The organism is Mycobacterium sp. Root135 (assembly GCF_001426545.1).
Taxonomy (GTDB): Bacteria; Actinomycetota; Actinomycetes; order Mycobacteriales; family Mycobacteriaceae; genus Mycobacterium.
In genome coordinates this window covers 867,602-889,968 of the sequence record NZ_LMEZ01000001.1, presented here as the reverse complement: position 1 = coordinate 889,968, position 22,367 = coordinate 867,602, and the positions used below count along the sequence as shown (strand labels likewise).

Below are 22,367 nucleotides of genomic sequence, written 5' to 3'. Positions count from 1 at the left end.
TTGGAGGAGATTGACGTGGATTCCCTTGAAACACCGTTGACAGGCACCGCTCGCGTGAAGCGCGGCATGGCCGAAATGCTCAAGGGCGGCGTCATCATGGACGTCGTCACCCCCGAGCAGGCCCGCATCGCCGAGGCCGCGGGCGCCGTCGCGGTGATGGCGCTCGAGCGCGTGCCCGCCGACATCCGCGCTCAGGGCGGCGTGTCGCGGATGAGCGACCCCGACATGATCGAGGGCATCATCGCGGCGGTGACCATTCCGGTCATGGCGAAGGCGCGCATCGGGCATTTCGTTGAGGCGCAGATCCTGCAGAGCCTCGGGGTGGACTACGTCGACGAATCCGAAGTGCTCACACCGGCGGACTACACCAACCACATCGACAAGTGGAAGTTCACCGTGCCGTTCGTGTGCGGTGCGACCAACCTCGGTGAAGCGCTCCGTCGCATCAGCGAGGGCGCGGCCATGATTCGCTCCAAGGGCGAGGCGGGCACCGGTGACGTCTCCAACGCCACCACACACATGCGCAAGATCGGCGGCGAGATCCGCCGGTTGACCTCCTTGTCGGAGGACGAGCTGTACGTCGCGGCCAAGGAGTTGCAGGCGCCGTATGACCTGGTGGTCGAGGTGGCGCGGGCGGGCAAGCTGCCCGTGACGCTGTTCACCGCCGGTGGCATCGCCACCCCGGCCGACGCCGCGATGATGATGCAGCTGGGTGCCGAGGGCGTCTTCGTCGGATCGGGCATCTTCAAGTCGGGCAACCCCGAGGAGCGCGGCGCGGCGATCGTGAAGGCCACCACCTTCTTCGACGACCCGGACGTGCTGGCCAAGGTGTCGCGCGGATTGGGCGAGGCGATGGTCGGAATCAACGTGGAGGACATCGCGCAGCCTCATCGGCTCGCCGAGCGCGGCTGGTAATACACGCCCCATGTCGATCGAAGAGATCCTCGACCTGGAGCAGATCGAGGTCAACATCTATCGCGGCGGCGTGTTCAGCCCCGAATCCGGGTTCCTGCAGCGCACTTTCGGCGGCCACGTCGCCGGTCAGTCGCTGGTGTCGGCGGTGCGCACCGTCGACCCGAAGTTTCAGGTGCACTCGCTGCATGGTTACTTCCTCAAGGGCGGCGACGCACGCACGCCCACGGTGTACAGCGTCGAGCGCATCCGTGACGGCGGATCGTTCTGCACCCGCCGGGTGAGCGCCATCCAGCACGGCGAGACCATTTTCTCGATGTCGGCGTCTTTCCAGTCCGATCAGAGCGGCATCGAGCACCAGGACGCCATGCCGACGGCACCGCCGCCGGACGACATCCCGGACTTCAAGTCGGCGAGTCGCGTGTTCGACGACGCCAGCTTCCGGCAGTTCGACGAGTGGGACGTGCGGATCGTGCCGCGCGACCAGATGAACTTCCTGCCGGGCAAGGCCTCGCAGCAGCAGGTGTGGTTTCGGCACCGCGACCCGCTGCCAGACGACCCGGTGCTGCACATCTGTGCGCTCGCGTACCTGAGCGACCTGACGTTGCTCGGTTCGGCCCAGGTCAACCATCCCGAGGAGCGCAAGCACCTCATGGTGGCCTCCCTGGATCACGCCATGTGGTTCATGCGTCAGTTCCGGGCTGACGAGTGGCTCCTCTACGACCAGTCCTCGCCGTCGGCCTGTGGTGGCCGTTCGTTGACGGAGGGGAAGCTGTACAACCGGTACGGCGAGATGGTCGCGTCGGTGATGCAGGAGGGGTTGACCCGCTACGTTCGCGACTTCACCCCGCCGGCCACGTGACGGTGCGCGTCGGTGTCCTCGCCCTCCAGGGCGACACCAGGGAGCATCTGGCCGCGTTGTCCGAAGCGGGCGCCGACGCGATTACCGTGCGGCGGCTTGCCGAGTTGGATTCCGTCGACGCATTGGTGATTCCTGGTGGCGAGTCGACGGCGATGAGCAAGTTGCTGCGCGACTTCGAGTTGTTGGAGCCGCTGCGGGCCCGGTTGGCCGACGGCATGCCCGCGTACGGGTCGTGTGCCGGGATGATCCTGCTGGCCAGCGAGATCGCCGACGCCGGTGTGCCGGGTCGCGAGGCGCTGCCGCTCGGTGGGATCGACATGACGGTGCGGCGCAACGCCTTTGGACGCCAAGTCGACTCCTTCGAGGAGGACGTCGCGTTCGACGGTCTCGACGGGTCGATGCACGCGGTGTTCATCAGGGCGCCCTGGGTCGAACGGGTCGGGCCGTCGGTCGAGGTGTTGGCGCGCGCCGGCGGACATCCGGTCGCGGTGCGTCAGGGCAGAACCCTCGCGACGGCGTTCCACCCGGAGATGACGGGCGACCGTCGCGTGCACCGCCTCTTCGTCGACTCCCTCTCATAGTCCGGCCTCCTCTTCGTTGAGTGTGCGTTCGGCGTGAATGCGACGGGCGCGGTCGTGGGCGCGGGTTGTCTTGCGCCGCGGCATGGTCAGTCCTGCGGTGTGGGCGGCGGGTGTGCCGGCCGTGACCGCCGGTCCGGTGGGTGCGCAGAGTTCTGGGAACAGCAGTCGGCTGCCCGGCGCGGTGGTGTGCGTTCGGCCGTCAGGCGCGGTCCAGATGATCGTGCCGTCGTCGAGTTGGCTGTCGCGCCAACCGTTCTCACCACCCCAGAACGTTTTGAGAAGATGGTGTCGGCGGCATAGACATTTCAGATTCGAGGCTTGGGTCGCCCCGCATGGCCACGGAATCGAATGGTCCAAATCGCAATTGGCAGCGGGTTCGTGGCAGCCCGGGAAGCGGCACGTTTGGTCGCGGCTGCGGACGAAGGCGGCCAGCTTCTTCGACGGTCGGTAGTGCGGTTCGGGTGGGACCAGTCCGGGGTGCACGATCGGGATCAGGGTGGCTCCAACGGCGGCGCGGCACGCGATCGACCCGGGTAGGAGTTGCCCGCCCATCATCGCTGCGGGTCGGATACCGGCGAAGAATCCCGGGGCGGGGGTGAGCGACTCGGTCAGGGTGAGCTCCCGCAGCGGCTTGGTGAACAGTGCCGGGGGTTCGCCGTCGAGTGCTTCGCTTTCTGTTGCGGGGGTGGGGGTTTCGGTGGGCTCGGTGTCCTCGTTGAGTTCCGGGGCATCGTCGGCCCAGTCGGTGGGGGAGTCTGGTGCGGGCGCGGGGTCCGACTCGGTGGCTGGCGGACTGACCGTGTCGGCGTGGGCGACGACGTAGACCACCACCCCCGTCGAGGGTGGATTCTTGGCGGCGGGACAGTCCTCGGCCCCGCAGAGGCAGGCCAGTCGGTCGTTGCCATGGGTGAGAGCGCCGATGGCATCGGCGCGGCGTTGGTCGAGGGTGCGAGGGTCGTCGCGGCAGACGGTGCGAGCGAGTGCGTCGATGCGGGCGTCGAAGGCATGTGCGTCGAAGGCATGTGCGTCGTGGGCGAAGAGGGTCGCGAACACCTGGGCCAGTCCGCTGGCGTCGTCGACCACGACGTCGACGGATCGGTCGCGGGCCTTGGTGCGGGTGCGGCGTTCGGCGTGCGGGTCGTGCTGGGCGATCAGCGAATCGAGGGTCCGGGCGGCCTCGTGCAGCGACATCGCTTGCCCCGACCGCAGGGCAGTGGCGATGGCGGCGTCGACGGTGTGCAGGGCGCCGGCGTCGCGGATGAGAGCCCCGCGGGTGATGATTAGCCGGGCCATGGCGTAGGTAATCAGCCCGTCGGCGAACACGGCGGCGACCTGAGGGAAGCGGTCGCGCAGCGCGAGGGCCGTGAGCAGGAAGCCTTCGGTGGTGCCCTTGGACGTGCGTTGGGTGGCGCCGATCTCGGCGATGACCGCATCCCAGTTGTCGAGGCACCACTGGTCTCGGCTGGCGGAGTCGGATGCGGCGTAGGCGCGATCGAGGATGGTGAGCATCGCGGCCAACCGGCGGGCACAGGCGGCGTTTTCGACTCGGGTCCACGCATCGACGGCCGTAGCGCCGGATGCGCCGGTCGTAGCGGTGACCAATGAGTCGAACATACTTTCGACTTTAGGCTGATCCTTGACGCATATTGGCAGAAAGCAGCAGCTCAGGGCCGATCTGTGGATGAATCACCCACTGTGTATGAAACCCCGGAAATGTCTGACCCGTGTGCGCGTCGATCGCAACCAGGCGAGGCCATCCCGGGAGCCCCCAACGTCCACGTAGACTCGACGATCAGACTTCTCCGTTGAGCCGAGACATTCGAAAGCGAGCAGTACCTGCATGAGCGGCCATTCCAAGTGGGCCACCACCAAGCACCAGAAGGCTGTCAAAGATGCGCGCCGCGGCAAGGAGTTTGCGCGGCTGATCAAGAACATCGAAGTGGCAGCCCGGACCGGTGGCGGTGACCCGTCGGGCAACCCGACGCTGTTCGACGCCATTGCGAAGGCGAAGAAGACGTCGGTCCCCAACGACAACATCGAGCGGGCCCGCAAGCGCGGCGGTGGTGAAGAGGCGGGTGGCGCCGACTGGCAGCCCATCACCTACGAGGGCTACGGGCCAAACGGTGTGGCCGTGCTGATCGAATGTCTCACCGACAACAAGAACCGCGCGGCCAGCGAGGTGCGCATTGCGATGACCCGCAACGGCGGCAACATGGCCGACCCCGGATCGGTGTCGTACCTGTTCACCCGCAAGGGTGTCGTGACGTTGGAGAAGAACGGCCTGTCCGAGGACGACGTCTTGACGGCGGTTCTCGACGCGGGCGCTGAGGACGTCGTCGACAACGGCGACACCTTCGAGATCGTCTCCGAGCCCACCGACCTGGTGGCCGTCCGCACGGCGCTGCAGGACGCCGGCATCGAATACGACTCCGCCGACGCGAGCTTCCAGCCCTCGGTGTCGGTGCCGGTCGACGTCGAGGGCGCCCGCAAGGTGCTCAAGCTGGTGGACGCCCTCGAGGACAGCGACGACGTGCAGGACGTCTGGACCAACGTCGAAATCTCCGACGAGGTCGCCGCCCAGCTCGACGAGGACTGACCGCTAGGGCGTCAGGACGGTGATGGCTTCCGCGATCGACATGTCGCCGGAGATCAGTTCGAACGTCACTCCGCCGGTCGCGGGTGCGTCGAGCAGCGCCACCAGCATCGCCGCGACGTCGGCGCGCGGGATGGTTCCGCGTCCCGTCGACTCTGCGATGCGCACGCGATCCGTTGCCGGGTCGTCGGTGAGGCCGCCGGGCCGGACGATGGTGGTGTTGAGCCCGGAACGTCCGCGGACCGCGTCGTCGGCGGCCGCCTTGGCTGCGAGATACGCGGTGAAGACCGGATCATCACCGGCGGCCGGTTCGTCGGCCCCCATGGCGGACACCATCAGATAGCGGCCGACTCCGGCTGCCTCGGCGGCGTCGGCCAGCAGGATGGCGGCGTCACGGTCGACCGTGGTCTTGCGGTCGACTCCGCTGCCCGGGCCCGCGCCCGCGGCGAACACCACGGCGTCCGCCCCGCGAAGATGACCGGCGACCTCGTCGACGGTGGCGTTCTCCAGGTCGACGACGACCGCCTCCGCGCCAACGGATTCGAGGTCACCGGCCTGCTTGGGATTGCGGATCAGGCCGACCGCCGAGTCGCCGCGCTCGGCGAGCAGACGTTCGAGGATCAGGGCGATCTTGCCGTGTCCGCCGGCAATGACTACGCGCATCAGTTGGTTCCCTCCGTCGCAAAGACCTGTGAATCGTCGGCGAATGCCTTGAATTCCAACGCGTTTCCCGCCGGGTCGCGCAGAAACATCGTCCACTGTTCGCCGGGTTTGCCCTCGAAGCGCAGGTACGGCTCGATGACGAACTCGGTGTCATTGGTCCTTAGCCGTTCGGCGAGCCGGTGAAACTCGGCGACCGACAGCAGCAGCCCGAAATGGGGGACCGGCACGTCGTGGCCGTCGACCGGATTGTGCGCGCCGGCTGGTCCGGCGGGAGCCAAATGGGTGACGAGCTGGTGGCCGTGCAGATTCCAGTCGACCCAGGATTCCGCGCTGCGGCCCTGATCGAGTTGCAGCACGGTGCCGTAGAAGTGGCGGGCTGCGTCGAGGTCGTCGACGGGGACGGCCAGATGGAAGCGGGGGATGGGGGAGTCGAGAACGGTCACCTCTCCAAGCTAGCCCGAGCGAGGAACCCGCCGATCTCCGTCGCGGGCGTGTCCCTAACCGTCAACGTCGGCGCGGACCACTAAGGTATCGAACAGCTGTTCGGGCCACGGGCGGCATTCGTCGCAAGGGAGTCGCAGTGCGGGTGATGGGTGTCGACCCTGGGCTGACGCGATGCGGGCTCTCGGTCATCGAGAGCGGCCGCGGTCGCCAGGTGATCGCATTGGACGTCGACGTCGTCCGCACCCCATCGGACCAACCTCTGCAGAAGCGGCTGCTGACCATCAGCGACACCGTCGAGCACTGGCTCGACACCCACCGGCCGGACGTGCTCGCGATCGAGCGGGTCTTCGCCAACAACAACGCGAACACCGCGATGGGCACCGCGCAGGCAGGCGGGGTCATCGCCTTGGCCGCCGCCAGGCGGGACATCGACGTTCACTTCCACACGCCAAGCGAGGTCAAGGCGGCCGTCACCGGAAACGGGCGCGCCGACAAGGCGCAGGTCACCGAGATGGTCACCAGAATCCTTGCGCTGCAAGCCAAGCCGACGCCGGCCGACGCCGCCGACGCGCTGGCGCTCGCCATCTGTCACTGCTGGCGGGCGCCGATGATCGCCAGGATGGCCGAAGCCGAGGCGATGGCTGCCGAACAGCGCCGCAAGTACAAGGCCAAGCTGAAGGCGGCGACGTGATCGCCTCGGTGCGCGGCGAGGTCCTCGACATCGCCCTCGACCACGCCGTCATCGAAGCGGCCGGCGTCGGATACAAGGTGATGACGACGCCGACCACGTTGGCGACGTTGCGACGCGGTACCGAGGCGCGGCTCATCACCGCGATGATCGTGCGCGAGGATTCGATGACGCTGTACGGGTTCGCCGACGCCGAATCGCGAGACCTGTTCACCATCCTGCTCTCCGTCTCCGGTGTCGGCCCGAAGATCGGGCTGGCCACCCTCGCCGTTTACGACGCCCAGACCCTGCGGCAAGCGCTGGCCGACGGTGACGTCACCGCGCTGACCAGGGTGCCCGGCATCGGCAAGCGGGGCGCCGAGCGCATGGTCCTCGAGTTGAGGGACAAGATCGGGTCGGTGGTGACGGCCGGTGGAGCCACGGCCGTCGGTGGCCACGCCATCCGCGGACTCGTCGTCGAAGCCCTTGTCGGACTTGGCTTTCCGATCAAGCAGGCCGAGGACGCCACCGACAAGGTGCTCGCCGCGGACCCGGAGGTCACGACTTCGAGCGCGCTGCGTGCCGCGCTGTCGATGCTGGGGAAGAATTAGCACGTGGGCCGCTTCGACGAGGACGAACACGAAGACACCACCGACCGCGAGGTGTCCGCCGCGCTGACGGTCGGGGAGGGCGACGTCGACGCCAGCCTGCGGCCCCGCACTCTCAACGAATTCATCGGCCAACCGCGGGTCCGCGAACAGTTGCAGCTGGTGCTCGAGGGCGCCAAGAACCGCGGTGGCACCCCGGACCACATCCTGCTGTCAGGGCCGCCCGGGCTCGGCAAGACGTCACTGGCCATGATCATCGCGGCCGAGCTCGGCACGTCGCTACGTCTCACCTCGGGCCCCGCGCTGGAGCGCGCCGGTGACCTGGCCGCCATGCTGTCGAACCTCGTCGAGCACGACGTCCTCTTCATCGACGAGATCCACCGGATCGCCCGACCTGCCGAGGAGATGCTGTACCTCGCCATGGAGGACTTCCGCGTCGACGTCGTCGTCGGGAAGGGCCCGGGCGCCACGTCCATTCCGCTCGAGGTCGCACCGTTCACGCTGGTCGGCGCCACCACCAGATCAGGCGCGCTCACGGGCCCGCTTCGCGACCGCTTCGGGTTCACCGCCCACATGGACTTCTACGAACCCGCCGAACTCGAACGGGTGTTGGTGCGCTCGGCGGGGATTCTCGGAATCGGTGTCGGTGCCGACGCCGCCTCGGAGATCGCCAGGCGCTCGCGTGGCACGCCGCGCATCGCCAACCGGCTGTTGCGCCGGGTCCGCGACTACGCCGAGGTCCGCGCGGACGGCGTCATCACCCGCGACGTCGCAAAGGCGGCACTCGCGGTCTACGACGTCGACGAGCTCGGTCTCGACCGGCTCGACAGGGCGGTGCTCACGGCGTTGACCCGCAGTTTCGGCGGCGGCCCGGTCGGGGTGTCGACGCTTGCGGTCGCCGTCGGCGAAGAGGCGACGACCGTCGAAGAGGTGTGTGAGCCGTTTCTGGTGCGGGCGGGCATGATTGCGCGGACCCCGCGTGGCAGGGTGGCGACCGCTCAGGCTTGGATGCATCTGGGCATGACGCCGCCGAGCGGCGTGATGGGCCTCGGGCAACAGCCCCTCTACGACTAGCCGACCGAACGGATTCAACGAAAAACATGACCACTGCCGGTGTGATCTTCGCGGGACTGGCCGCTCTACTGCACGTCTACATCTGGATTCTGGAGTCGTTCCGGTGGACGGCGCCGCGTACCCGGGCGGCCTTCGGCACGTCGGCCGAGGAAGCGGAGACCACCAAGCTGATGGCCTTCAACCAGGGCTTCTACAACCTCTTCTTGGCGGTCGTCACCTTCGTCGGGGTGGCGTTCACGATCTCCGGTGGCACGCGGGTCGGCGCTGCGCTGCTCTTCGCGGGTGTCGGATCGATGTTGGCCGCGGCCGCCGTGCTCCTGGCGTCCGCTCCGGACAAGGCACGCTCCGCCGTCGTCCAGGGAACGTTCCCGTTGGTGGCCGTGGCGCTGCTCGCCATCGGCTTCTCGACGTAGGTCTCCTGCGGGTGGCCGACGACGTGGATGCGGTTGCCACCCGACCGCTTGGCCCGGTACATCGCCCGATCCGCCGATTCCACCAGGCAGTCCACGTGCGTGATGAGGTCTCGCGACGGCACCCGGTAGAGCGACGCGCTGGCTACGCCAATGCTGGCGGTGACCCTCATGGGTGCGTGAGCGATCTCGCGGCGGATCCGCTCGGCGAGGCCGATGGCGTCCTTGCGATCGCCTGACACCGCGACGACGAACTCCTCGCCGCCGATTCGCGCGGCGATGGAGTCGCCGCGGCGGATGTGCCGCAGGATGCCGCCGACCACGACCAGGGTCTGATCGCCCGCCGCGTGCCCGGCGGTGTCGTTGATGCGCTTGAAGTCGTCGAGGTCGACCATCACCACGGTCAGATGGGCCGCGCCGTCTCGGCTCGACTCGGCGGCAAGGATGCGGACCGACCGTCTGAAGGCTCGTCGATTGGGCAGGTCCGTAAGGGGGTCGATGTCCGAATTGAGCGCGTCGATGCCCAGGGTGCGAACCAGAACCTGGACGCAGAACGGCACGGCGAAGATGGTGATGCCGAGGACCAGCAGCTTGCTGGCGGCCAAGGGGAGATCCCCGGCGCTCGCGATCTCCGCGGCGCAGGCGAGCGCGGTGCCGACGGCGGCCGCCACGGTCAACGCCAGATACCGGGCGGTGTGGAAGAAGGCGGCGTATCCGGCGAGCGCGGCAAAGACGGTCGCGCCATGGATTCCGGTGCCCGGTCGGCCGCCGACTAGGCAGGTCGCGGCGATCAAGACGTTGGCCACGATGACGAATGCGGCGGATTGTCTCCGATTGGGCCACCTCGCCAACCACAGTGCCGCCATCACCACACAACCCACGGCGATGACGATCGAGGCCACCCTGCCAGCAGTGGCCTGCGGTCCTGCGGGCGTGAACAACATGAGCACCGGCACCACGCCAAGCACGAGGACGATGGTCGCCATCATGTGACGGGTGAATCGTTGGAGGTTGCGGACGGCCAGGTATGCAGACAGCCACTGATAGTGATCGGGCTGCCGCCACCATCGGCACATCCAGTCCACTTTGCCTGTACGCCCTTGCCATTCGTGTGCCTCAGCCGTCACGGCGTGGCCTCAGCTCCGGTGACGAACTCCCCAGCCGGATCGTACAAGAACGCGGGACAGTTTGCCGGAGGTCGGCGAGATCCTGCCAGTGGATCGGTGGGCGGACGGTGTCCCCATGGATCCGCCGCGCACGGCGCAGTCGGGTCCGTCGACGAATCGCACATGGTGAGAAACCGAATGCGTCGTTGCCGACAGTGCCCCTGCGACATCCCGGCGACCCGGTGCCAGGCGCGGGGAGCGGGACCGATGGGTCGTCGCCTCGGTCAGAGCTACCTTCGCTGGGGTCGCCAAAACGATTCGTCGGCGACCAATTCGTTAGGTCGCCGTGAACATGGGTACTCCAGCGCCGAACGAGGAGGTCGACATGTCACGGGTCGTTTCGGATGAGGCGGTGCACGGCGGCAAGATGCGCATCCCACGCAGCCGCGGTGCGGCCAGTGGGTTGCTCGTCGTCCTGTTGGGTCTGTGGGGTGCGCTGGTGCCATTCGTCGGGCCCGCATTCGACTTCGCGTACAACCCCGACCAGGGCTCGGAGTGGAGCAGCGCCCGAGGTTGGCTCGAGGTGCTGCCGGGTGTCGTCGCCGTCGTCGGAGGGCTCCTGCTGGTGCGCTCCCGCAACCGCGCCACGGCAATGCTCGGCGGGTGGCTCAGCGTCGTCGCAGGCGCCTGGTTCGTCGTCGGGCGGGTGATGGCCACGACCCTGACCATCGGCGAGATCGGGCGTCCGGTCGCCGAGAACGACATCAAGGCGGCCTGGCTGGAGCTGACGTACTTCTACGGACTCGGCGCGCTGATCATCTTCCTCGGCGCAATGGGGCTGGGACGGTTGTCGGTGCGCAGCGCGCGCGACGTCGGTTACGCCCAGCGCGTGGCCGCCGATCGCGTCGAGTACGCCGACGCAGGCGATCAGCCGACCACGGTGTTCCCGGCGACCGGGCCGACGTCGACCAATCAGACGTACCCCCGGGGCGCGGATGTTCCGCGGCGCAGCTGGCGGGACCGGTTCAAGCGCCGCGGTCAGAAGGACACCCTGGTCGGTCGGTAGGGGCCGAACTAGCCGGTGTAGACCATCACGTGCTTGATGCGGGTGTAGTCCTCGAGTCCGTACATCGACAGATCCTTGCCGTGACCCGATGACTTGAAGCCGCCGTGCGGCATCTCCGCGACCAGCGGAATGTGGGTGTTGATCCACACGCAGCCGAAGTCCAGCGCGTTGGACACGCGAATGGCGGTGGACACGTCCTTCGTCCAGACCGACGAGGCGAGCGCGAACTCCACGCCGTTCGCCTTCTCGAGGGCGTCGTCCTCGTCTGTGAAGGACTGCACCGTGATGACGGGTCCGAACACCTCGGTCTGTACCAACCGGTCGTCCTGCCTCACTCTGGCGATGACGGTCGGTGCGACGTAGAAGCCCGTGTCGCCCTGCCGATGTCCACCGGCCGCGACGGTGGCGTGGTCGGGGACGTCGTCGAAGAAGCCGAGAACGCGTTCCATGTGGTCGACGTTGTTGACCGGCGGAACCCAGGCCTCCTCGTCGCCGGCGGCTCGACCGAACGTGGTCAAGGCCTTGCCGGCCTGTTCGGCCAGCGCCGCGGTCAGCTCGTCGACCACGGAGGCGTGCGCGAGCACCCTGGTGGCCGCGGTGCAGTCCTGTCCGGCGTTGAAGTAGCCGGCAGCCGCGATGCCTTCGGCCGCCGCGACGAGGTCGGCGTCGCCGAACACGATCACCGGTGCCTTGCCGCCCAGTTCGAGGTGCGTGCGCTTCAGGTGGCCGCCTGCGCTGACGGCAACCGCCCGGCCCGCCGCCACCGATCCGGTGATCGACACCATTGCGGGGGTCGGGTGGGCGACGACGGAGGCACCGGTGACGCGGTCACCGGTCACGACGTTCAGTACCCCGGGCGGGAAGTGCTTGGCCGCCAACTCGGCGAGCATGACGGTGGTGACGGGCGTGGTGTCGCTGGGCTTGATCACCACGGTGTTGCCTGCCGCGACGGCCGGGCAGAACTTCCAGACCGCCATCATCATCGGGTAGTTCCACGGCGCCACCTGACCGATCACGCCGACGGGCTCGCGCCGGATCCACGACGTGTGGTCAGGCATGTACTCGCCGGCCGACTTGCCCTCGAGAATCCTTGCCGCACCGGCGAAGAACCGAATCTGGTCGACCATCGGCGGAATCTCCTCCGCCCTGGTGACGTGGTCCGGCTTGCCGGTGTTGCGCCCCTCGGCGGCCACCAGGTCGTCGGCTGCGCGTTCCACCTCGTCGGCGAAGTCGAGAAGTGCCTTCTGCCGAACCGACGGGGTGGTGCGCTTCCAGTCCTTGAACGCCTTCGCCGCCGCGGCGTAGGCGTCGTCGACGTCCTGCTGGTTGGACACGGGCGCCGTGCCGTACCGCTCACCGGTGGTGGGGTCGACCAACGGCATCGTCGCGCCGCTCACCGAGTCGACGGGTTCACCGCCGATGAAGTTCCTGACCGTGGTCATGGTCAGAGGTCTTTGAGGACCAGAGCGAGAACGTCGAGACCTTCCTCGAGAAGTTCGTCACTGATCGTCAGCGGCGGCAGGAAGCGCAGCACGTTTCCGTAAGTGCCACAAGACAATACGATCACGCCAGCGGCGTGCGCACCGGCGCACAGGGCCTTGGTCAGCTCCGCGTCGGGCTCGTTGGTGCCGGACTTGACCAACTCAACGGCGATCATCGCGCCGCGACCACGCACGTCACCGAGACGGTCGTCGTCGGCCTGCATCCGACCGAGGCGCTCCTTCATGAAGACCTCGATCTCGCGAGCGCGGGCGACCATGCCCTCGCTCTCGATCGTCTCGATCGTCGCAAGCGCGGCGGCGCAGGCGATCGGGTTTCCGCCGTAGGTGCCGCCAAGGCCACCGACGTGGGGCGCGTCCATGATCTCGGCGCGGCCGGTCACGGCAGCCAGCGGCAGTCCGTCGGCGATGCCCTTGGCGGTGACGATGAGGTCGGGTTCGACGCCGTCGTGCTCGCAGGCGAACATCGCGCCGGTCCGGGCGAAGCCCGACTGCACCTCGTCGGCGATGAACACCACGTCGTTCTTGCGGCACCAGTCGAGCAGGGTCGGAAGGAAGCCCTCGGCGGGAACGATGAACCCGCCTTCGCCCTGGACCGGCTCGATGATGATCGCGGCCAGGTTGGCGGCGCCCACCTGCTTGTCGATGACGTTGATGGCCCGCTTGGCGGCCAGCTCGCCGTCGGTCGCCATCTCCTTGCCGAACTCCGCGTCGCGGTAGGGGTAGGACATCGGCGCGCGGTACACCTCGGGCGCGAACGGACCGAAGCCGTGCTTGTAGGGCATCGACTTGGCGGTGAGGGCCATCGTCAGGTTGGTCCGGCCGTGGTACGCGTGGTCGAACGCGACGACGGCCTGCTTGCCGGTGTAGGTGCGCGCGATCTTGACCGCGTTTTCGACGGCTTCCGAACCCGAGTTGAACAGCGCCGACCGCGCCTCACCGGCGACGGGGGTCAGCCGGTTGAGGTGCTCGCACACGGCGACGTATCCCTCGTAGGGGGTGACCATGAAGCAGGTGTGGGTGAACTGCTGGGCTTGGGCGGCGACGGCCTCGACGACGCGAGGGGAGGCGTTTCCGACGGTGGTGACGGCGATGCCGGACCCCAGGTCGATCAGCCGGTTGCCGTCGACGTCTTCGACGATGCCGCCACCCGCACGGGCGGCGTAGACCTGCATGGTGTTGCCGATGCCACGCGCGACGGCACCGGACTTGCGGGCGATCAACGCCGACGACTTGGGGCCGGGGATCGCGGTGGCGAGGTGGCGGCTTTGTTCGATGGTGCTCACGTCATGACTCCTGCAAACGAAGAGGGGGAGGAGACGCCGGAACGTCTGGGCGAAGCCTAGTCGCCGCGACGGCCGACGTGAACGGAAACCTCGGCACGTGCCCGGTGTGACGGTCGGATTCATGCCCCGGGGACCCGTTCGTGCACGCTTTCGGCGCTCCGCGGCGTTCGGCACGACGGAATGAGCGATTAGCGCCACTAAGTGCCCTGACGTCGTGACGGGGCAGGTCCGCGGCCGGTCCGGGTAATGGCACACTGGTCGGTGACTAGGCCCCCGTGTAATTGCATCCTTTCCGGGGAGCCACGACCGAAATCGATACGAAAGTCAGAGTTGACATGGATCTCGCCATCTTCGTCCCACTGCTCGTCGTCATGGGCGCGTTCATGTTCTTCGCGTCCCGTAAGCAAAAGAAGGCCATGCAGGCGACCATCAACCTGCACGACTCGCTGGCGGTCGGCGACGAGATCATGACCACGGCCGGGCTCTACGGCACCATCGCCGCCGTCTCCGATTCCAAGGTCGACGTCGAGATTGCGCCCGGCGTGGTGGTCACCATGCTGAAGCTCGCCGTCAAGGAAAAGACCGTGGTCGACGAGGACGAATACGACGCCGACGAGTACGAGGACGACGACACCGTCGTGGCCGAGGAGTCGACGGCTCACGAACTCGACCGACCCGGCACCGGCACCGAGGTCAAGTCCGACCCGGACCGTCTCACCAAAGACTGACGGCTGAGCACACAGCGCAACCACGTACTCTTTGCGGGTTGACGTACCGATCTGAGGAGAACCAAGAACGTGGCATCGCCTTCGGCGCCGGTGCATCCCTACCGTTACCTGACGCTTTTTCTGGTTCTACTCATCGGTGCATATCTGCTGGTGTTTCTGACCGGAGACAAGCAACCGAAGCCCAAGCTGGGCATCGATCTGCAGGGCGGCACCCGCGTAACCCTGACCGCCCGCACCCCGGACGGCACCCGACCAACTCGTGAATCCCTCCTGCAGGCGCAGGAGATCATCACCTCCCGCGTCGACGGGCTCGGCGTATCCGGCTCCGAGGTCGTCGTCGACGGCGACAACCTCGTCATCACGGTGCCGGGCAACGACGGCAACGAGGCACGCAACCTCGGCCAGACGGCGCGGCTGTACATCCGCCCCGTCGTCCACGCCATCCCCGCGGGGCAAGCGCCACCACCGCCAGGTCAAACGCCGGTCGGCGCGCCGGGAGCGCCCGGTGGCTTGCCGGGAGCCCCCGGTGGTCTGCCAGGTCAGCCTGGGATGCCGCCGGGCATGCCGCCCCTCATCTCGCCCGCCGAGCCCGGCCTACCGATCGCGCCGCCCAGCCAGGACGGCGGTGGCGTAGCGCCGCCCGCAGGAGCACCGGCACCCGCCGAACCCGCACCCCAGCCGCGGCCCTATCCCGAGGAACCGGCGCCGACTCCCGCGCCGACGCCAGGACCTGCACCGGCACCCGGCGCGCCCGCTCCCGGCGGTCCCGCCGCGCCCAATCCGAACCCCAAGGGGGCGGATCTGGCGCAACGCATCTCCGACGAGAAAGCGCTGCGGCAGAGCGCGGACCAGCAGATCCAGCTCCTGGCTCTGCAGTTCCAGGCCACTCGCTGCAACGACGAGGACATCCTGGCCGGAAACGACGATCCCAACCTCCCCTTGGTGACCTGCTCGCAGGACCACAAGGAGGTGTATCTGCTCGACAAGTCGATCATCAGCGGCGAGCAGATCGAGAGCGCGTCCTCCGGTCTCGACCAGCAGCGCGGCGAGTACGTCGTCGACCTGCAGTTCAAGGGTGAGGGTTCCGACATCTGGGCCAACTTCACCGCAGCCAACGTGGGAACGCAGACCGCGTTCACCCTCGACTCGCAGGTGGTCAGCGCCCCGCAGATCAACGAGGCGATTCCCGGTGGGCGCACCCAGATCACCGGCAACTTCACCCAGGACTCCGCCCGTGAACTCGCCAACGTGCTGAAGTACGGCTCGTTGCCGCTGTCGTTCGAGTCCTCCGAGGCGGACACCGTCTCGGCGACCCTCGGGCTGACGTCGCTGCGGGCCGGCCTCATCGCCGGTGCGATCGGCCTTGGGCTGGTGCTGCTGTATTCGCTTCTGTACTACCGAGTGCTCGGACTGCTGACGGCGCTGTCGCTGGTGGCCTCCGGTGCGATGGTCTACGCGATCCTGGTGCTGCTCGGCAGGTACATCGGCTACACGCTCGACCTGGCCGGTATCGCCGGTCTGATCATCGGCATCGGCACCACCGCCGACTCGTTCGTGGTGTTCTTCGAACGCATCAAGGACGAGATCCGGGAGGGCCGCTCCTTCCGGTCGGCCGTGCCACGAGGCTGGGCCCGCGCCCGCAAGACGATTCTGTCCGGCAACGCGGTCAGCTTCCTGGCCGCCGCGGTGCTCTACGTCCTCGCCGTCGGACAGGTCAAGGGCTTCGCGTTCACCCTCGGCCTGACCACCATCCTCGACGTCGTCGTGGTGTTCCTGGTGACCTGGCCGCTGGTGTTCCTCGCGTCCAAGTCGGTGATGTTGTCCAAGCCGGCATTCAACGGCCTCGGTGCGGTGCAGCAGATTGCCCGCGAACGCCGGGCCGCCGCCACGTCAGCGGGAGGGAGGTAGCGACATGGCCAAGCATGAATCCAAGAACGACGTCGACGACGTGACCGACGACGTGACTTCGCTCGAACTCGACGACTCGGCCGCCCAGGAATTGGGCACCGCCGGCGCGGGCGGACCTCAACACAATTTCTTCGTCCGCCTCTACACGGGTACCGGCGCGTTCGACGTCGTCGGCAAGCGCAAGCTGTGGTTCGGCATCAGCGGTGCAATCGTCCTGGTCTGCCTCGTCAGCATCGCCATCCGTGGTTTCACCTTCGGCATCGACTTCGAGGGCGGCACCAAGGTCTCGATGCCCGCGGCGGGTGCACAGGGTCAGGTGACGACGCAGCAGGTCGAGGACGTCTTCAACAAGACGCTCGGCGGCACTCCGGAGTCGGTGGTGCAGGTCGGCAACGGCGCATCCGCCACCATCCAGATCCGTACCGAGAAGCTGAGCAACCCGGACAACGAGAAGCTCCGCACGGCGCTGTTCGAGGCGTTCCAGCCCAAGGCGGCCGACGGTCAGCCCAGCAAGGCCGAGGTCAGCAGTTCGGACGTGTCCTCGACCTGGGGTGACCAGATCACCAAGAAGGCGCTCATCGCGCTGGTGGTCTTCCTGGTGCTCGTCGCCGCGTACATCGCGGTCCGCTACGAGCGGTACATGGCGGCGGCGTCGCTGGCGGCGCTGGTGTTCGACCTCGCGGTGACGGCCGGGGTCTACTCCCTGGTCGGATTCGAGGTCACCCCTGCCACGGTGATCGGTCTTCTGACCATTCTCGGCTTCTCGCTGTACGACACGGTCATCGTGTTCGACAAGGTCGAGGAGAACGTGCACGGGTTCGAACACACCACCCGCAGGACCTTCGCCGAGCAGGCCAACCTCGCGATCAACCAGACGTTCATGCGGTCGATCAACACCAGCCTCATCTCGGTGCTGCCGATCCTTGCGCTGATCGTCGTGGCGGTCTGGTTGCTGGGTGTGGGCACCCTGCAGGACCTCGCGGTGGTGCAGCTGGTCGGCGTCGTCGTCGGCACGTACTCGTCGATCTTCTTCGCGACGCCGCTTCTGGTGGCGATGCGGGAGCGCACCGAGTTGGTCAAGGCGCACACCCGTCGGGTGAACAACCGGCGCAAGGGCCGGAGTTCGGCTCCGGTGGACTCGGCGGGGGATCCCGTCGACTCGGCGACCAATGCCGAGCCCGAGAAGGTGTCCGTCGCGGCGACTCCCGCCCCCGAGAAGCCGGTTCCCGGTGCCAAGCCGAGCCGTCCCACCGGTAGGCCGTCGGGTAAGCGGAACACCAGGCGGTAAGCCTCGATGATCGCCCGACCCCGGCGGGTCTCGATCCTGGCGGCAGTGATGTCGCTGGTCGGCTGCCTCGGCTTGTCGTCCTGCGCGAGCGGACCCGCCGACGAGGTGAACTACGCCGTCGACGGCACCCTGGTCACCTACAACACCAACACGGTGACCGGGGCCGCCTCGGCGGGACCGCAGGCCTTCGCGCGCGTCCTGACCGGGTTCAACTATCACGGGCCCGAGGGGCAGGTCGTCGGCGACCGCGACTTCGGCACCATCTCGGTGGTGGGGCGCGCGCCGCTGCTGCTGGACTACGTGATCAGCGACGACGCCGTGTACTCCGACGGCAAACCCGTCACGTGTGACGACATGGTGCTGGCGTGGGCGGCGCAGTCCGGCCGGTTCCCCGGCTTCGACGCCGCCAGCCGGGCCGGGTACGGCGACGTGGCCGACGTCGACTGCGCTCCCGGGCAGAAGAAGGCCAGGGTGTCGTTCGCCCAGGACCGCGGGTTCGTCGACTACGGGCAGCTGTTCGCGGCGACGGCGATGATGCCGTCGCATGTCATCGCCGACGAACTCGGCGCGGGTGACGGCGCGGTGACCGCCGCGATCCAAGCGGGCGACCTGCCGAGGATCGAGCGCATCGCCCAGCTGTGGAACACCATCTGGAACCTGAGCCCCGACCTGGATCTGAAGCGCTTCCCGTCGTCGGGGCCGTACAAGCTCAGCTCGGTCGGCGACGACGGTGCCGTCGTGCTGGTGGCCAACGACAAGTGGTGGGGCGCAATGCCCGTCACCGGCAAGATCACCGTGTGGCCGCGCGGCGCAGACGTCCAGGAGAAGGTGAACGCGGGTGACTACGACGTCGTGGACATCGCGGCGGGGTCCTCGGGCGCACTGAACCTGCCCGACGACTTCGTGCGGACCGACAGCCCGTCGGCGGGCATCGAACAGTTGATCTTCGCGCCGAGCGGGCCGCTGCTGAACCCGGCTGCGCGCCGCGCGGTTGCGCTGTGCACGCCGCGGGACGCGATTGCCAAGAACGCGGAGGTGCCGGTGTCCAACAGCCGCTTGAATCCGACTGCGGAGGACTCGATGACCGCCGCCGAGAACGCGGCGGAGGGCGGCCGGTTCAGCACGTCGAATCCCGTGGCGGCGCGAGAGGCGATCGGTGGCAACCCGCTGACGGTTCGCATCGGCTACCAGAGCCCGAACGCGCGACTGGCGGCGACCGTCGGTGCGATCGCGAAGGCATGCGAGCCGGCGGGCATCAAGGTCACCGACGCGGCGTCGGACGGCATCGGCCCGGACTCGTTGCGGCAGAACCAGATTGACGTGCTACTCGCCAGCACGGGCGGTGCGGCAGGCAGCGGGTCGACCGGTTCGTCGGCGATGGACGCCTACGACCTGTTCAGCGGCAACGGCAACAACCTGTCGGGGTACGCGAACGAGCAGGTCGACGGCGTCATCGGCGCACTGGCCGTGACGGCCGACCCCAAGGAGTTCGCCCGGCTGCTCGGCGAGGGTGCACCCGTACTGTGGGACGACATGCCCACTCTGCCGTTGTACCGTCAGCAACGAACTCTGCTGGCGTCGACGAAGATGGCGGCCGTGAACAGCAGTCCGACGCGATGGGGTGCAGGGTGGAACATGGACCGTTGGGCCTTGGGTCGATGAGCGAGGGTCGATGAGCGGGGGGTCGGCGAACGGCTCCACCACCGACGTCTCGGCGGTGATCGAGTCGTTGATGCGCGAGGTTCCCGACTTCCCGGAGCCTGGGATCCAGTTCAAGGATCTGACCCCGGTGCTCGCCGACGCGCGCGGCTTGGCCGTGGTGACCGACGCGCTTGCCGACGCGGCAGGTGACGTGGACCTCGTGGCGGGCATCGACGCGCGCGGCTTCCTGTTGGGTGCCGCGGTCGCGATCCGCCTTGGCACGGGCGTGCTGGCGATCCGCAAGGGCGGCAAGCTGCCGCCGCCGGTGCACGGCGAGACCTACGATCTCGAATACGGCACCGCGACGCTCGAAATTCCGGCCGACGGAATGGATTTGACGGGTCTGCGCGTTCTGCTGGTGGACGACGTGCTCGCGACTGGTGGCACGCTCGCCGCGGCGGCCAAGCTGCTGCGGACCGGTGGCGCGACCCTCACGAACACCGCGGTCGTGTTGGAGCTCGCGGCGCTCGCCGGCCGCGCGAAACTGCCAGACCTGGCAGTCACCAGCCTGTACGTGGTGTGATGCGAACAGTTGCGGGGCCGACGGGGATATCCTCGACGAGTACCGGCATGGGCAGGAGGTGAGCGCGGTGGCCGACGATCATGCCTTGACGCAAACGCAGCCGATGCCCGTCATCACCCCGGACGCGGTCGCGCCCGAGGCCAAGAGCTCCTCCAGCGCATCCCGACGAGTTCGGGCCAGGCTCGCCCGGCGGATGACCTCACAGCGCAGCGCGGTGAACCCGGTCCTCGAACCATTGGTTGCGGTGCACCGCGAGGTCTACCCGAAGGCCGACCTGGCACTGCTGCAGCGCGCCTACGAGGTGGCCGAGAAGCGGCACGCCGACCAGTTGCGTCGCTCCGGTGACCCGTACATCACCCACCCCTTGGCGGTGGCCAACATCCTCGCCGAACTGGGCATGGACACCACGACGCTCGTCGCCGCGCTGCTGCACGACACCGTGGAGGACACCGGCTACTCCCTCGAGGCGTTGACCACCGACTTCGGGGTCGAGGTCGGCCACCTGGTGGACGGCGTCACCAAGCTCGACAAGGTGGTTCTCGGCAACGCCGCCGAGGGCGAGACGATCCGCAAGATGATCATCGCGATGGCTCGTGACCCGCGGGTGTTGGTGATCAAGGTCGCCGACCGGCTGCACAACATGCGCACCATGCGCTTCCTGCCGCCGGAGAAGCAGGCCCGCAAGGCCCGCGAGACGTTGGAAGTGATTGCGCCGCTTGCCCATCGGCTCGGCATGGCGACGGTCAAGTGGGAGCTCGAGGATCTGTCGTTCGCGATCCTGCACCCGAAGAAGTACGACGAGATCGTGCGGCTGGTCGCCGACCGCGCCCCGTCGCGGGACACCTATCTGGCCAAGGTGCGTGCCGAGATCGCCAACACCGTGAACTCGTCGAAGATCAACGCCACCGTCGAGGGCAGGCCGAAGCACTACTGGTCGATCTATCAGAAGATGATCGTCAAGGGCCGCGACTTCGACGAGATCCACGACCTGGTCGGCGTGCGCATCCTGTGCGACGAGATCCGCGACTGCTACGCCGCCGTCGGTGCGGTGCACTCGCTGTGGCAGCCGATGGCGGGCCGGTTCAAGGACTACATCGCCCAGCCGCGCTACGGCGTGTACCAGTCGCTGCACACCACGGTGGTCGGGCCCGAAGGCAAGCCGCTGGAGGTGCAGATTCGCACCCGCGACATGCACCGCACCGCCGAGTACGGCATCGCCGCGCACTGGCGGTACAAGGAAGCCAAGGGCCGCAACGGCATTCCGGCCAACAACGCCGCCGCCGAGCTCGACGACATGGCGTGGATGCGTCAGCTGCTCGACTGGCAGCGGGAAGCCGCCGACCCGGGTGAGTTCCTCGAGTCGCTGCGCTACGACCTCGCCGTGCAGGAGATCTTCGTCTTCACCCCCAAGGGTGACGTGGTGACGCTGCCGACCGGGTCGACGCCCGTGGACTTCGCCTACGCGGTGCACACCGAGGTCGGTCACCGCTGCATCGGAGCGCGGGTCAACGGTCGCCTGGTGGCGCTGGAGCGCAAGCTCGAAAACGGCGAAGTGGTCGAGGTGTTCACCTCCAAGGCGCTCAACGCCGGGCCGTCGCGGGACTGGCAGACCTTCGTCGTGTCCCCGCGGGCCAAGGCCAAGATCCGGCAGTGGTTCGCCAAGGAGCGTCGCGAGGAAGCCCTCGAATCGGGTAAGGACTCCATCGCCAGGGAAGTCCGCCGCGGTGGTCTTCCGTTGCAGCGCTTGATGAATGCCGAGTCGATGGCGGCGTTGGCTCGGGAGCTGCGCTACGTCGACGTGTCGTCGCTGTACACCGCGGTCGGTGAGGGGCACGTCTCGGCGCGGCACGTCGTGCAGCGGTTGGTCGCCCAACTCGGTGGGGACGAGGAAGCCGAGAACGAGATCGCCGAGCGGTCGACGCCGGCGACCATGCCGGTGCGGCAGCGCACCAGCGAGGACGTCGGTGTCGCGGTTCCCGGTGCGCCGGGCGTGCTGACCAAGTTGGCGAAGTGCTGTACCCCGGTGCCGGGGGACAACATCCTCGGCTTCGTCACCCGGGGCGGCGGCGTCAGCGTGCACCGCACCGACTGCACGAACGCGACGTCGCTGGAAGCGCAGTCCGAACGCATCATCGACGTCAAGTGGGCGCCGTCCCCGTCGTCGGTGTTCCTCGTCGCCATTCAGGTGGAAGCCCTCGACCGGCATCGGCTGCTGTCCGACGTGACGCGCGTGCTCGCCGACGAGAAGGTCAACATCCTCTCGGCGTCGGTGGCGACGTCCAACGACCGGGTGGCGATCAGCCGGTTCACCTTCGAGATGGGCGACCCCAAGCACCTCGGTCACGTGCTGAACGTCGTCCGCAACGTGGAGGGCGTCTACGACGTCTACCGCGTGACGTCCGCCGCCTGACCCCAACCCCACCCCGGCCGAACGTGGACTTTTGTCAC

The 22,367-nt window shown here is 67.8% G+C and carries 20 protein-coding genes and 1 pseudogene; 15 read left to right on the top strand and 6 right to left on the bottom strand.

Annotation, left to right across the window (positions count from 1 at the left end):
• Nucleotides 1-15: 15 nt before the first annotated feature.
• The 3 genes from pdxS to pdxT are packed head-to-tail and all read left to right on the top strand — an operon-like array spanning nucleotide 16 to nucleotide 2,355.
• A complete protein-coding gene (gene pdxS, locus ASD37_RS04315; RefSeq protein ID WP_200959747.1) occupies nucleotides 16-915 on the top strand; it encodes a pyridoxal 5'-phosphate synthase lyase subunit PdxS in 900 nt (299 codons plus the stop codon).
• A gap of 10 nt (nucleotides 916-925) precedes the next feature.
• The gene (tesB, locus tag ASD37_RS04310) at nucleotides 926-1,774 is read left to right on the top strand and encodes an acyl-CoA thioesterase II (RefSeq protein WP_056548450.1); all 849 of its coding nucleotides are present in this window, start codon (nucleotides 926-928) and stop codon (nucleotides 1,772-1,774) included.
• Nucleotides 1,771-2,355 carry a pyridoxal 5'-phosphate synthase glutaminase subunit PdxT gene (pdxT, locus tag ASD37_RS04305; protein WP_056548448.1) on the top strand — a complete coding sequence of 195 codons (585 nt, stop codon included), beginning with the start codon at nucleotides 1,771-1,773 and terminating at the stop codon, nucleotides 2,353-2,355. The genes tesB and pdxT overlap by 4 nt, the downstream gene beginning before the upstream one ends.
• Here the strand turns inward: pdxT and ASD37_RS04300 are convergent.
• Nucleotides 2,350-3,969 carry an HNH endonuclease signature motif containing protein gene (locus ASD37_RS04300; RefSeq protein ID WP_056548447.1) on the bottom strand — a complete coding sequence of 540 codons (1,620 nt, stop codon included), beginning with the start codon at nucleotides 3,967-3,969 and terminating at the stop codon, nucleotides 2,350-2,352. The two genes, pdxT and ASD37_RS04300, sit on opposite strands and share 6 nt — an antisense overlap.
• Nucleotides 3,970-4,195: 226 nt before the next feature.
• Here ASD37_RS04300 and ASD37_RS04295 point away from each other — a divergent pair, with 226 nt between their 5' ends.
• Nucleotides 4,196-4,951 carry a YebC/PmpR family DNA-binding transcriptional regulator gene (locus ASD37_RS04295; RefSeq protein ID WP_056548445.1) on the top strand — a complete coding sequence of 252 codons (756 nt, stop codon included), beginning with the start codon at nucleotides 4,196-4,198 and terminating at the stop codon, nucleotides 4,949-4,951.
• Between the two features lie 3 nt (nucleotides 4,952-4,954).
• On the opposite strand, the gene ASD37_RS04290 is transcribed toward ASD37_RS04295, so the two are convergent.
• The gene (locus ASD37_RS04290; RefSeq protein WP_056548443.1) at nucleotides 4,955-5,611 is read right to left on the bottom strand and encodes an NAD(P)H-binding protein; all 657 of its coding nucleotides are present in this window, start codon (nucleotides 5,609-5,611) and stop codon (nucleotides 4,955-4,957) included.
• Entirely contained in the window at nucleotides 5,611-6,054 is a 444-nt protein-coding gene (locus ASD37_RS04285) for a VOC family protein (RefSeq protein WP_056548441.1), read from the bottom strand. Before ASD37_RS04285 ends, ASD37_RS04290 begins: the two co-directional genes overlap by 1 nt.
• Before the next feature lie 137 nt (nucleotides 6,055-6,191).
• On the opposite strand from ASD37_RS04285, the gene ruvC reads away from it, so the two are divergent.
• The 4 genes from ruvC to ASD37_RS30820 are packed head-to-tail and all read left to right on the top strand — an operon-like array spanning nucleotide 6,192 to nucleotide 8,817.
• Complete coding sequence (gene ruvC, locus ASD37_RS04280) at nucleotides 6,192-6,746, top strand: crossover junction endodeoxyribonuclease RuvC (RefSeq protein ID WP_056548440.1); 555 nt, start codon at nucleotides 6,192-6,194, stop codon at nucleotides 6,744-6,746.
• Nucleotides 6,743-7,333, top strand: a complete 591-nt coding sequence (gene ruvA, locus ASD37_RS04275; RefSeq protein ID WP_056548439.1) for a Holliday junction branch migration protein RuvA — start codon at nucleotides 6,743-6,745, stop codon at nucleotides 7,331-7,333. The genes ruvC and ruvA overlap by 4 nt, the downstream gene beginning before the upstream one ends.
• Nucleotides 7,334-7,336: 3 nt before the next feature.
• Entirely contained in the window at nucleotides 7,337-8,404 is a 1,068-nt protein-coding gene (ruvB, locus tag ASD37_RS04270; protein WP_056548432.1) for a Holliday junction branch migration DNA helicase RuvB, read from the top strand.
• A 26-nt stretch (nucleotides 8,405-8,430) separates the two neighbouring features.
• Nucleotides 8,431-8,817 carry a DUF1304 domain-containing protein gene (locus ASD37_RS30820; protein ID WP_082569931.1) on the top strand — a complete coding sequence of 129 codons (387 nt, stop codon included), beginning with the start codon at nucleotides 8,431-8,433 and terminating at the stop codon, nucleotides 8,815-8,817.
• Nucleotides 8,818-8,849: 32 nt separating this feature from the next.
• On the opposite strand, the pseudogene ASD37_RS04265 reads toward ASD37_RS30820, so the two are convergent.
• Nucleotides 8,850-9,680: pseudogene (locus tag ASD37_RS04265) on the bottom strand (GGDEF domain-containing protein); the annotation flags it as partial.
• A gap of 625 nt (nucleotides 9,681-10,305) precedes the next feature.
• Between ASD37_RS04265 and ASD37_RS04260 the strand changes: the two are divergent.
• Nucleotides 10,306-10,986, top strand: coding sequence for a hypothetical protein (locus ASD37_RS04260; protein WP_082569998.1), 681 nt, complete (start codon nucleotides 10,306-10,308; stop codon nucleotides 10,984-10,986).
• Between the two features lie 8 nt (nucleotides 10,987-10,994).
• On the opposite strand, the gene ASD37_RS04255 is transcribed toward ASD37_RS04260, so the two are convergent.
• Both ASD37_RS04255 and gabT read right to left on the bottom strand, forming a co-directional pair.
• The gene (locus ASD37_RS04255; protein WP_056548430.1) at nucleotides 10,995-12,428 is read right to left on the bottom strand and encodes an aminobutyraldehyde dehydrogenase; all 1,434 of its coding nucleotides are present in this window, start codon (nucleotides 12,426-12,428) and stop codon (nucleotides 10,995-10,997) included.
• Nucleotides 12,429-12,430: 2 nt separating this feature from the next.
• Nucleotides 12,431-13,771 carry a 4-aminobutyrate--2-oxoglutarate transaminase gene (gene gabT / locus ASD37_RS04250; protein ID WP_056548428.1) on the bottom strand — a complete coding sequence of 447 codons (1,341 nt, stop codon included), beginning with the start codon at nucleotides 13,769-13,771 and terminating at the stop codon, nucleotides 12,431-12,433.
• 335 nt (nucleotides 13,772-14,106) lie between these two features.
• Between gabT and yajC the strand changes: the two genes are divergently transcribed.
• The 6 genes from yajC (at nucleotide 14,107) to ASD37_RS04220 (ending at nucleotide 22,329) form a co-directional block, all read left to right on the top strand.
• Nucleotides 14,107-14,499, top strand: coding sequence for a preprotein translocase subunit YajC (yajC, locus tag ASD37_RS04245; RefSeq protein ID WP_056548426.1), 393 nt, complete (start codon nucleotides 14,107-14,109; stop codon nucleotides 14,497-14,499).
• 69 nt (nucleotides 14,500-14,568) lie between these two features.
• Nucleotides 14,569-16,407: a protein translocase subunit SecD gene (secD, locus tag ASD37_RS04240; protein ID WP_056548424.1), complete on the top strand. Its 1,839-nt coding sequence runs from the start codon at nucleotides 14,569-14,571 to the stop codon at nucleotides 16,405-16,407.
• Nucleotides 16,408-16,411: 4 nt separating this feature from the next.
• Nucleotides 16,412-17,695, top strand: coding sequence for a protein translocase subunit SecF (secF, locus tag ASD37_RS04235; protein WP_056548420.1), 1,284 nt, complete (start codon nucleotides 16,412-16,414; stop codon nucleotides 17,693-17,695).
• Between the two features lie 6 nt (nucleotides 17,696-17,701).
• Nucleotides 17,702-19,357 (top strand): ABC transporter substrate-binding protein, encoded by a 1,656-nt coding sequence (locus tag ASD37_RS04230; RefSeq protein WP_056548419.1) that lies wholly within the window; start codon nucleotides 17,702-17,704, stop codon nucleotides 19,355-19,357.
• A 10-nt stretch (nucleotides 19,358-19,367) separates the two neighbouring features.
• Nucleotides 19,368-19,919, top strand: coding sequence for an adenine phosphoribosyltransferase (locus tag ASD37_RS04225; RefSeq protein WP_056548411.1), 552 nt, complete (start codon nucleotides 19,368-19,370; stop codon nucleotides 19,917-19,919).
• A 103-nt stretch (nucleotides 19,920-20,022) separates the two neighbouring features.
• A complete protein-coding gene (locus ASD37_RS04220; protein ID WP_156720755.1) occupies nucleotides 20,023-22,329 on the top strand; it encodes a bifunctional (p)ppGpp synthetase/guanosine-3',5'-bis(diphosphate) 3'-pyrophosphohydrolase in 2,307 nt (768 codons plus the stop codon).
• Nucleotides 22,330-22,367: the final 38 nt, after the last annotated feature.